Genomic DNA, 10264 nt, shown 5'->3' with positions numbered 1-10264 from the left:
CTTCCATAAGGTTATTTTATCATTTTGGGACATTTTCCCTTTCGATATACCTAGGACATTATCACTTTCGAACGAGAGAACAAGTTTAAACTGCTCTCCTATATTGACGTTTGCCGGAAAAATTGATACAATACTCTTTGTGTAAAATAATGCAGCAGAAAGTTAGTCTCTCGTCAACAGTGAAGCGCCCAGTTGGGTTCAATTGTGTAACCGCGGCTGCAAAGGTGAAGATTGAAGGCTTGACTGCACGAAAACGAAATTTTCATTCGCTTTATTTTACTCCAAAAAACTTATTTTATTGGAGGATCACCAAATGTCTCGTTATACTGGACCATCTTGGAAACAATCCCGTCGTTTAGGGATCTCTTTATCAGGTACTGGTAAAGAATTAGCTCGCCGTCCTTACGCACCAGGACAACACGGACCAAACAGCCGTGGTAAAAATTCTGAATACGGCTTGCAATTAACTGAAAAACAAAAATTACGTCATATGTACGGCATGAACGAACGTCAATTCCGTAACTTATTCGTAAAAGCTAGCAAAATCAAAGAAGGTAAACACGGTGTTAACTTCATGATCTTACTAGAACGTCGTTTAGACAACGTTGTTTATCGTTTAGGTTTAGCTTCTACTCGTCGTCAAGCTCGCCAATTAGTAAACCATGGCCACATCACTGTGGATGGCAAACGCGTTGACATCCCTAGCTATGAAGTAGAAGTAGGTCAAGTGATTTCCGTTCGTGAAAAATCTAAAGACCTTGCTATCGTTAAAGAATCTGTTGAAGCTCTTTTAGGCCGTCCAGCCTTCATCAACTTCGACGCTGAAAAATTAGAAGGTGGTTTAACTCGTTTACCAGAACGTGACGAATTAACGCCTGACGTTGACGAATCCTTCGTCGTTGAATTCTATAACAAAAAACTGTAAGAATTCATTTACAACACTCAAAGTTCGGCTTTTGGCTGGGCTTTGGGTGTTTTTTTACTTTTTTAAAATGGATACGCAAAGCTAGACATTTCGTTTAACTTTGCGTATCCATTTCCTTTTATTGCTGTTCAAAAAAGTGTTTCACGATGTAATAAATAAATAGAGCAACTAGCAAAAAAATAATGCCTAAAGAAAAGAAGAATAGAAAGGGAACTTTGACTTTTGCCGGCAATAGAGCAATTAAGGTCATAATGACACACAGAAGTAAAATGAAGGGCGTCATTTTTTTGTAAATTTTATTTTGTAATTCTTTTGCGTCAGTTGGCTCTTGTTGCTGGAATGTTGAAGATAAAGTGTTCTCAATATTTTCGTCTTTTTCAGTCGTTGGAGAATTATCGGAAGATGTAAGGGAACTTAAAGGGATTTGATAATAATCACAGATTTTAATCAAAGTATCGATATCTGGTTGTGATTTTTCATTTTCCCAATTAGAAATAGCCTGTCTCGTTATCAATAAATGATCGGCTAATTGCTGCTGAGAAAGACCGGCTTTTTTTCGTTCTTGTTTTAACTTAGCGCCAATCTGCATAATCTCCTCCTTGTTTTTGTGTGTAAATTGTAAAGTTGTCAGTATCAGTATAAAAGCTGATAACAAGGCATTTCTAAGGAAACGCAATAAATAATTGCGCAGAAGTAAGCAATCATTTCTATACTTGCTACCCTCTATTATACATAATGTACATGTATTTTACAGAAGGAGGAAGAATTATGAAGGTTTCGACAAAAGTTAAAGGAATGAGCGCCCTCGTTTTTTTGTTGGGGGCACTAACGTATTTATTAGGTAATAGTGAAATAAAAGCAAACATTATCTTTTTTGGATTGATTCTGTTAATACTTATTTTGTGCGGATTTCTTATTGCTGTTGGGCTTAAGGGAATTAAAAAAATTTTCACTGATTACTTGAGGGGGAAAAGAAAATAATTTAGCTGGAATTTTATACTAGTTAGCATCTTTTACTTTTTCGATATGGAGTACATTTAAGATATCTCGACCTGTTATTTTCTGACTGTGAGTAGCACCACGGGTAATGATTTCTACTTTATCACCAACAGCTAAATTTTCTTTAGAATTATCGAACCAAACAATTGAGGATCCACTGGGATTAAGATCAAGCTCATACTTATCATATGCCTCTAATAGCGTTTCAGGAGCGAAGCCAACTTGCTTAGTGTAAGGATCTTCATAAGTGATGTAGCCAATTTCAGTGGAGGTTGAGAAAAAGTTATCATATATTGGATAGATACTACGGGCGCCTAGGATGAAAATTGGAATTAATGCTAGCCACACGCGCGTCTTTTTTGTTTTAGCCTGACGTACTACCCACAGATAGTAGCCGATTAAGCTAATATGATGACTACGATTGCCAGTGGAAGAAAGAAGTGTAAGCTATTCATTAAACTTGTTAAACTTGCGGAAGTCTGCGCCAAAGTTAGGTCGGCATCTGGTATTAATAATAGAGGTGTCGTTAATAGCAAACCAAAGAAAAAAATAAGACAACAAAAACAGTACGTACTACTTTAAACGTTTCTTTCATAAAGAAATTCCTCCTGCTTTATTAAATTATTACTGATAGCATAACACAACAGATTGCTGTGCCAATCTAGGAGAAAAAAATTTTATCTTTTCTTATTGAACGAGGAGCTACTTATTTTATCTAAATTTGTTTTACTTGTGCTTTTTTCTCGGGAGAGGACTATTCAGCCCTTCGTTTAGGAGTTATACTATTAAAGATTATAAATGCATAAAAAAGAAGGAGTGTTACGAATTGAGTTTGTGGTATCACGATACCAAAGATGAAGTTCTTGAATCTTTGGATACTGATGTAACTAAAGGATTGTCTAGCGCTGAAGTTGAAAAGCGGCTGCAGTCTTTTGGGAAAAATGAGTTAGAAGCACAAAAGAAAGAAAGTATGCTGAAAAAAGTTATTGGGCAATTGGAAGATCCTATGATTATTGTCTTATTAATTGCGGCTGTTCTTTCCTACGTTTCCAGTGGCTTTGAAGATTGGGTGGATTCCGTTATTATTTTGCTAATTGTCGTGGTGAACGCAATTATTTCCATCTCCCAAGAAAATAATGCCAGCAAATCTTTAGAAGCGTTGCAAAAAATGTCCGCACCGTTAGCTAAAGTTACCCGTAACGGGAAAGCGGATCACGTGGATACAGCGACGTTAGTTCCCGGTGATATTATCGAATTAGAAGCTGGGGATTTAGTACCGGCGGATGCGCGGATTATTACAGCTGCGAATTTAAAAGTCGATGAATCAGCTATGACGGGTGAATCTGTCCCCGTTAACAAAAAAGATATCGACAGCTTACCAGGTGAAACGGTGCTAGCTGAACGGAAGAATATGTTGATTTCTTCGACGGTCGTTACTAACGGTCGGGCAACGGCAGTGGTTACGGAAACGGGGATGAAAACAGAAGTTGGGCGCATTGCCAACATGTTAATTTCTGAAGATGACAACACAACGCCGCTCCAACGGAAAATGGCGGAAATCTCCAAAATTCTTTCCATTATTTGTTTAGGTATCTGTGTCTTGATGTTTATCGTGGGGATTTTATACAATCGTCCAATTTTAGAAATCTTTATGATGGCAGTTTCCTTAGGGGTGGCGGCTATTCCAGAAGGTTTAGCAGCGATTGTCACCATCGTCTTAGCTTTAGGGGTGCAACGTTTAGTAAAACGTCACGCCATCGTGAAAAAATTACCAGCCGTTGAAACGTTGGGGGCTGCTTCGGTTATTTGTAGTGATAAAACCGGAACGTTAACCCAAAATAAAATGACGGTGGTAGAAAATTACACAGCAAACGGGCAAACGGAAGAATTACTTTTAACGATTGGTGCCTTGTGTAATGACTCTAAGTTAACCGTCAATGCCGACAACACGTCTAAAGTTACGGGTGATCCAACCGAAACAGCTTTTGTGACGAAAGCTTACGAAGAAAACTTAAACAAAAATGATTTAGATGCCAAAATGCCGCGGGTCGCTGAAATTCCTTTTGACTCGGAACGGAAATTAATGAGTACCGTGCACCAAATGGCTGATGGCTATCGTGTAATGGTGAAAGGTGCACCAGATGTTTTATTAAATCGTTGTACCTTAGCTGGGGCTGAAAAACAAGCCGCTGCTGACAAAAATGCCGAGATGGCTTCCAAAGCTTTGCGGGTCTTAGGGATTGCGTATAAAGATATCACTGAAATTCCCGCTGAATTGACTTCTGAAGATTTAGAAGCTAACTTAACTTTCGTTGGTTTAGTGGGGATGATTGATCCACCGCGCCAAGAAGTAAAATTAGCTGTTTCCCAATGTTACGATGCTGGGATTCGACCAGTGATGATTACTGGGGACCACAAATTAACGGCGGTAGCCATTGCTAAAGAATTAGATATTTTCCGTGACGGCGATCTGGCCATGACCGGTGCGGAATTAGATGACATGCCGCAAGAAATTTTAGAAGAAAAAGTCGATCGCTATTCCGTTTATGCCCGGGTTTCTCCTGAACATAAAATGCGGATTGTTAAAGCTTGGCAGTCTAAAGGCATGGTCGTCGCCATGACTGGTGATGGTGTCAATGATGCGCCAGCCTTAAAAGTAGCCGACATTGGTTGTGCTATGGGGATTACTGGTACGGATGTCGCTAAAGGTGCTGCCGATATGATTTTAACCGATGATAACTTTGCAACGATCGTTCACGCCGTTGAACAAGGTCGGGGCATTTTCTCCAACATTAAAAAATCGATTCAATACTTGTTAAGTTGTAACATCGGGGAAATCATTACGATTTTCGTGGCTACGGCTTTAAACTTCCATCAAATGCCTTTAGTAGCCATCCAATTGTTGTGGTTGAACTTGGTGACGGACTCCTTACCAGCGTTAGCTTTAGGGATGGAACCTGTGGAGCCTGGCGTCATGAAACAAAAACCACGGGATGCCCACAAGAGTATCTTCGCTGACGGTTTTGCCGCCAGCATGATTTTCTACGGTGTCTTAGTGGGGGCCATTACTTTAGGTGCTTATTGGATTGGCGAGTATGTCTTGTCTGATCCAAATACAGCTGATGGTGTAGCGAATACGATGGCTTTTGCCACGTTAGTCTTTGGAGAGTTAACACGGGCCTTTGCCGTGCGGAGTGAAACACGTTCTATCTTTAAGATTGGCGTCTTCTCGAACTCTGCCATGAACAAAGCTTTCGTTGTCAGCTTGGCCATGCAATTAGCTGTCTTATTGATTCCTTTCTTACAAACCATCTTTAAAGTTCAATCTTTAAACTTACAAGAATGGGCTGTTGTGTTAGGACTATCGATTATTCCGCTAGTAGTTAGTGAATTGAATAAATTAATTCGTCATAAAGAAGCATAAAAAGTAACGGGAAAAGAACGACTAGTACGCTGGTCTTCTTTTCCCGTTTTTTTATACCCAAAACCCTTATCTTTGAGAAAAAGAAAGATGTTTTCTATACTTAAAACAGTAAGGAAAAAGGAGGGATTTTGTGGCAGATTTTTTTGCGACCTTAACCGAACGAAAAAGCGAACTGGTGGCAGCACTCTTTCAACACTTGACGCTTTCGTTTTTTGCTTTATTAATCGCCTGCTTATTGGCGATACCTTTAGGCATTTATTGTAGCCGGCACCGGAAAGTGGCGGAGATTTTTTTACAAATTGCCAGTATTTTACAAACGATTCCTTCGTTGGCACTCTTAGGGATTTTGTTGCCTTTAGTGGGGATTGGCACACCACCAGCTTTAATTGCTTTAGTCCTTTATGGCATCTTTCCTATTTTTCAAAATACCTACACGGGACTGACGAATATCGATGCTTCGTTAAAAGAAGCGGCGAATGCCTTTGGGATGAATATGTGGCAACGTTTGACGAAAGTGGAGCTCCCTTTGGCTTTGCCGACGATTTTATCCGGTGTGCGAACTTCTTTAGTGCTGATTATTGGGACAGCCACTTTAGCGGCTTTAATTGGTGCTGGTGGGTTAGGAACCTTCATCCTGTTAGGCATTGACCGCAACAATGCTAGCTTAACTTTAATCGGGGCGCTTTTTGCTGCTCTTTTAGCGGTTTTAATGAGTGGCCTTTTAAAAGTATTAGAAAAGAGTCGCCCGAAGACGGCCCTCATAGTGTTAAGTGCACTTTTTGTGGGGATTGGCGGCTTTTCTTTTTATCAAAGTACCGCGACCACTACTCAAACGATTACCATTGCCGGCAAACTAGGTAGTGAACCGGATATTTTAATTCAAATGTATAAAGCTTTGATTCAACAAGCCAGTCCCGAGACCCAAGTGGTATTGAAACCAAACTTTGGGAAGACGAGCTTTTTATACAATGCTGTGAAGCACGATCAAATTGATATTTATCCGGAATTTACTGGGACTGTCTTAACGAGCTTGGTGCCGACAACTGGTAACTTGCCGCAAACGCCAGCTGCGACTTATGAGGCCGCCAAAGCCGCGCTAGAAAAACAAGATGACCTGACATTGTTGCCGCCGATGGGCTATGAGAATACTTACGCTTTAGCAGTGACTACCGAGTTTGCTGCTGAAAATAATTTAGAAAAAATTAGCGACCTCCAAAATATCGCCGCTAACATGGTGGCGGGTTTCACTTTAGAGTTTGCTGACCGAGAAGATGGCTACAAAGGGCTGCAAAAAGATTACCAGTTGACCTTTGAAAAGGTCCAAAATATGGAGCCGTCATTACGTTATGAAGCGTTAAAAAATGGCGAGGTGCAAGTGATTGATGCCTACTCCACCGACAGCCAAATTAAAGCTTACAACTTAAAAGTTTTAACGGATGACTTGCAGTTTTTCCCTTCTTATCGGGGGGCACCATTAATGAAGGTGGCCTTTAAAGAAAAACATCCAGCAATTGTCGCGGCTTTAAATCAGCTGGCTGGAAAAATTACTGAAGAAGAAATGGTGCAAATGAATTACTCCGTCCAAGTGGAACAACAAGATGCTAAAACGGTGGCGGAAAACTTTCTGCGGGAAAAAGGATTATTGGAGGTGACGCCATGAGGCAAGCAATCCTCACCTTGCAGCATATTCAGAAAAAATTTGGCACAAAAGAAGTCTTACAAGATTTAAATCTCACCGTAGAAAAAGGTGAAATTCTCTCTTTGGTGGGACCTTCTGGGAGTGGCAAGACGACGATTTTAAAACTGATGAATCAACTGGTACGCCAAACATCAGGGACAATTCTTTTTAACAATCAGGATATTCAAACCCAAGACATTCGCCATGTACGTTGGCAGATGGGCTATGTTTTACAAGAAATTGCTTTGTTTCCCAATATGACTGTGGCGGAAAATATCGCAGTAATCCCGGAAATGATGCGCTGGAACAAAAACGAAATTAAAGAAAAGACCTGGGAGCTTTTGCAGGAAGTAGGCTTAGATCCTGACGTCTATGCTCCACGTTTTCCCCATGAATTATCTGGCGGCGAGCAACAACGGATTGGGATTTTGCGAGCGCTGATTTTTGCACCGGAAATTTTATTGATGGATGAACCTTTTAGTGCATTGGATCCTTTATCCCGGACGGCACTCCAAGATTTAGTTTTAGATCTTTATGCCAAGCGTAAGATGACCATTGTGCTAGTGACTCACGACATGGAAGAAGCTTTAAAAATGGGTTCACGGATTGCCGTTATCCACGAAGGAGTCATTCAACAACTCAGCAAACCATCGGCGATTGTTTTACAACCAGCCAATGATTTTGTCCGGGAGTTTTTCAAACAAACCAATCAAAAGGTAACCTTAGAAGAAAAAATCATTTTATCCTTTATTTATCAAGTAGCGCTGAATCAACCGGTGCCGGGGCAACCAACCTTAAACGTCCAACAAAACTTGGGCCAACTAATCCGCGCCGTGGAAAAAGCCGAAGTGGTGAATATCGAAAAAGAAGAGGAGTGCTTAGGGAGTGTCAATCGTTCCTTACTGTTGGAGCTATTGGTGGCAGCTTTAGGCCAACATGAAGTGGCGCATTAAGAGCTAATCATAAAGAAAGAAGGAATTAAGGATGCACAGTATTAAATTATTTCGCGTCTACGATGGTGTCGTCAAAAATCAAAAAGGCTATAAGATTATCGTGGATCGCCTCTGGCCCCGCGGTGTCAAAAAAGAAGATTTACCCTACGAATGGTGGGTGAAAGAACTAGCTCCCAGCAATGAAGTGCGGCAAGCTTTTAACCATGAAGATGACAAGTACGCAACCTTTAGAAAAGATTATCTGAAAGAAATTCACGTTAATCCCCTGGCTCCCGGTTTCTTAGCTTATGTGAAGGCTATTTTGGAAAAAGAAGATGTAATTTTTTTATACGGAGCCAAAAATCAACAACACAATCAAGCAGTAGTTTTAAAAGAGTGGCTGGAAAGTAACTTGTAAACCTTAAAGAAGGGAGACCCTAGCTTTGAAAAAGTATGATGTGATTATCATTGGTTCTGGTCCTGGTGGCCTGAGTGCGGCTTACGGCTTGGCCGAAAGAAAAAAAGTATTGGTGGTGGAAAAAGATCGCTTCGGCGGTACGTGTCCTAATCGCGGTTGTGACCCGAAAAAATTACTCTATACACCTGTCAATCATCATTTATTAAGCCAAACCTTTCAAGGCGCCGGGTTAAAAGGAACCAGTCAAATAGACTGGCCCGCCTTAATGGCGTTTAAAAAAAGTTATACGGATAAAATTGATTATGAGATGATATCAGCACTAAAAACTAGCGGTATCGACACCATAAGGGGCACAGCTGTCTTTCAAGATGCGGAACACATTGTCGTTAATGGAGAAAAAATTGCTGCTGATAACTTTATTATTGCTGCTGGAGCTAAGCCGGCCATTCTCGATATTCCCGGCAAGGAATATTTAACTACTAGCGCTGACTTTTTGGAATTGCCAACTTTTCCTAAGCGAATTGGGATTATCGGTTCGGGCTTTGTAGGCATGGAGCTGATGAACTTAGCTAGTGCTTTAGCGACAGAAGTCCACGTTTTTCAAAGAAATCAACAGCTCTTGCCGCAATTTCCGGCGGCGTTTAGCAAAAAAATGGCTACGATTTTAGCCCAACGCGGCGTCCATTTTCACTGGGATACGGAAGTTCAAGCAGTAGAAAAAAAGCAAACACAAACACTGGTGGCAGTAACACAAAAAGGCGCAAGAATTCCTTTAGACATGCTAGTCAGTAGCGTGGGCCGACCGGCAGATCTTTCCCAGTTAAATCTCCAACAAACCAAAGTGGAAACGAAGCCTGAGGGTATTGTAGTCAACGAATACTTACAAACGGCTGAAAAAAATATTTACGCCATAGGAGATGTTGTGGCGAAAAAAGAACCGAAACTCACCCCTGTATCCCATTTTGAAGGCGATTATGTAGCGCAACTTCTTTTAGGAAAAACCGTACCGATTACGTATCCAGCAATTCCTAATATTGTCTACACGACGCCACAAATTGCCCAAACCGGCATCTCGGTAAAAGTTGCCAGTCAGCAGCCAGACAAGTATCAGGTGAAGGAACTAGATGTCAGTGGCTGGTACAACTACTTCATTCAACACGATACGTCAGCTAATATCATCATCATTACTGAAAAGGCGACGGGATTATTGAAGGGAGCTGCCGTGTTGAGCTTTACCGCCGAAGCGTTAATCAACCTCTTCACTCTTTTCATTAATCAAAAGCTACCGGCGGCGACATTGCACCAACAAATTTTCTTATATCCTAGTCAAGCTAGTGATTTACCGTATCTTTATTAAAAATTTTTTAGGATAATGCTTGTAAAGTTGCCAGCGCTTGAGGAAGCAGGGCACCTATGCTAAAATGCTCCTGCAATCATTTAACGAGGAGGAGTTAGTATGCCATTTTTGGCGCTTTTAATTGACGTGCTGACAGCTGGCGCTTACTATTTACAGCTGCAAAATCCAACAGAAAATATTCGCTTTTTAGGCATGGTGGTGCAAGGTGTGCTGACGTTAATCCTATTGATTATGGTTTTTGCCTATCAAGGAAAACGGCACGCGTTAATGCGGACCAATTTCGCCTACCGCAATTTATCCATTCGTTACGGTATTATCGTCTTGTCTTTCATCATTAACGGTGTCGTGTTGTTTCTCTACATTTTGAACTATTTAGGAATAAATGATTTGATCTTTTCAGCATTTTAAAAAACGCGCCAACTTTCTCCTCGTATTGAGGAGGGAGTTGGCGCGTTTTTTTAACAATTAAGGGATTATATCTTTTTGAAGAGGTGCGAGGGCTGTTTTGACAGTGTTCGTGCCTCTTTTCAT

At 40.8% G+C, this 10264-nt stretch carries 10 protein-coding genes; 8 read left to right on the top strand and 2 right to left on the bottom strand.

All coding sequences use genetic code 11. The annotated features are described in order from the left end of the window. Positions 1–313 precede the first annotated feature (313 nt). Positions 314–925 (top strand): 30S ribosomal protein S4, encoded by a 612-nt coding sequence (rpsD, locus tag FFM57_RS09600; protein ID WP_137600303.1) that lies wholly within the window; start codon positions 314–316, stop codon positions 923–925. Positions 926–1043: 118 nt separating this feature from the next. Here rpsD and FFM57_RS09595 read toward each other — a convergent pair whose 3' ends face one another. Then, positions 1044–1514 (bottom strand): helix-turn-helix domain-containing protein, encoded by a 471-nt coding sequence (locus FFM57_RS09595; RefSeq protein WP_137600302.1) that lies wholly within the window; start codon positions 1512–1514, stop codon positions 1044–1046. A gap of 179 nt (positions 1515–1693) precedes the next feature. On the opposite strand from FFM57_RS09595, the gene FFM57_RS09590 reads away from it, so the two are divergent. Continuing rightward, positions 1694–1906: a hypothetical protein gene (locus FFM57_RS09590; RefSeq protein WP_137600301.1), complete on the top strand. Its 213-nt coding sequence runs from the start codon at positions 1694–1696 to the stop codon at positions 1904–1906. 18 nt (positions 1907–1924) lie between these two features. On the opposite strand, the gene FFM57_RS09585 is transcribed toward FFM57_RS09590, so the two are convergent. Further along, entirely contained in the window at positions 1925–2272 is a 348-nt protein-coding gene (locus FFM57_RS09585) for a hypothetical protein (RefSeq protein ID WP_137600300.1), read from the bottom strand. 478 nt (positions 2273–2750) lie between these two features. Between FFM57_RS09585 and FFM57_RS09580 the strand changes: the two genes are divergently transcribed. The 6 genes from FFM57_RS09580 (at position 2751) to FFM57_RS09555 (ending at position 10141) form a co-directional block, all read left to right on the top strand. Beyond that, positions 2751–5348, top strand: a complete 2598-nt coding sequence (locus FFM57_RS09580) for a calcium-translocating P-type ATPase, PMCA-type (RefSeq protein WP_137600299.1) — start codon at positions 2751–2753, stop codon at positions 5346–5348. 130 nt (positions 5349–5478) lie between these two features. After that, entirely contained in the window at positions 5479–7008 is a 1530-nt protein-coding gene (locus FFM57_RS09575; RefSeq protein WP_137600298.1) for an ABC transporter permease/substrate-binding protein, read from the top strand. Continuing rightward, positions 7005–7979, top strand: coding sequence for an ATP-binding cassette domain-containing protein (locus FFM57_RS09570; RefSeq protein WP_137600297.1), 975 nt, complete (start codon positions 7005–7007; stop codon positions 7977–7979). The genes FFM57_RS09575 and FFM57_RS09570 overlap by 4 nt, the downstream gene beginning before the upstream one ends. 31 nt (positions 7980–8010) lie before the next feature. After that, positions 8011–8376: a DUF488 domain-containing protein gene (locus FFM57_RS09565; protein ID WP_137600296.1), complete on the top strand. Its 366-nt coding sequence runs from the start codon at positions 8011–8013 to the stop codon at positions 8374–8376. A 25-nt stretch (positions 8377–8401) separates the two neighbouring features. After that, on the top strand, positions 8402–9733 hold the full coding sequence (locus FFM57_RS09560) for a dihydrolipoyl dehydrogenase family protein (protein ID WP_137600295.1): 1332 nt from the start codon (positions 8402–8404) through the stop codon (positions 9731–9733). A gap of 99 nt (positions 9734–9832) precedes the next feature. Continuing rightward, positions 9833–10141: a hypothetical protein gene (locus FFM57_RS09555; RefSeq protein WP_137600294.1), complete on the top strand. Its 309-nt coding sequence runs from the start codon at positions 9833–9835 to the stop codon at positions 10139–10141. Positions 10142–10264 lie beyond the last annotated feature (123 nt).

The sequence above is a fragment of the Enterococcus nangangensis genome (genome assembly GCF_005405245.1).
GTDB classification, from domain to species: Bacteria; Bacillota; Bacilli; order Lactobacillales; family Enterococcaceae; genus Enterococcus_J; species Enterococcus_J nangangensis.
This window is presented reverse-complemented; position numbering and strand designations above follow the sequence as displayed.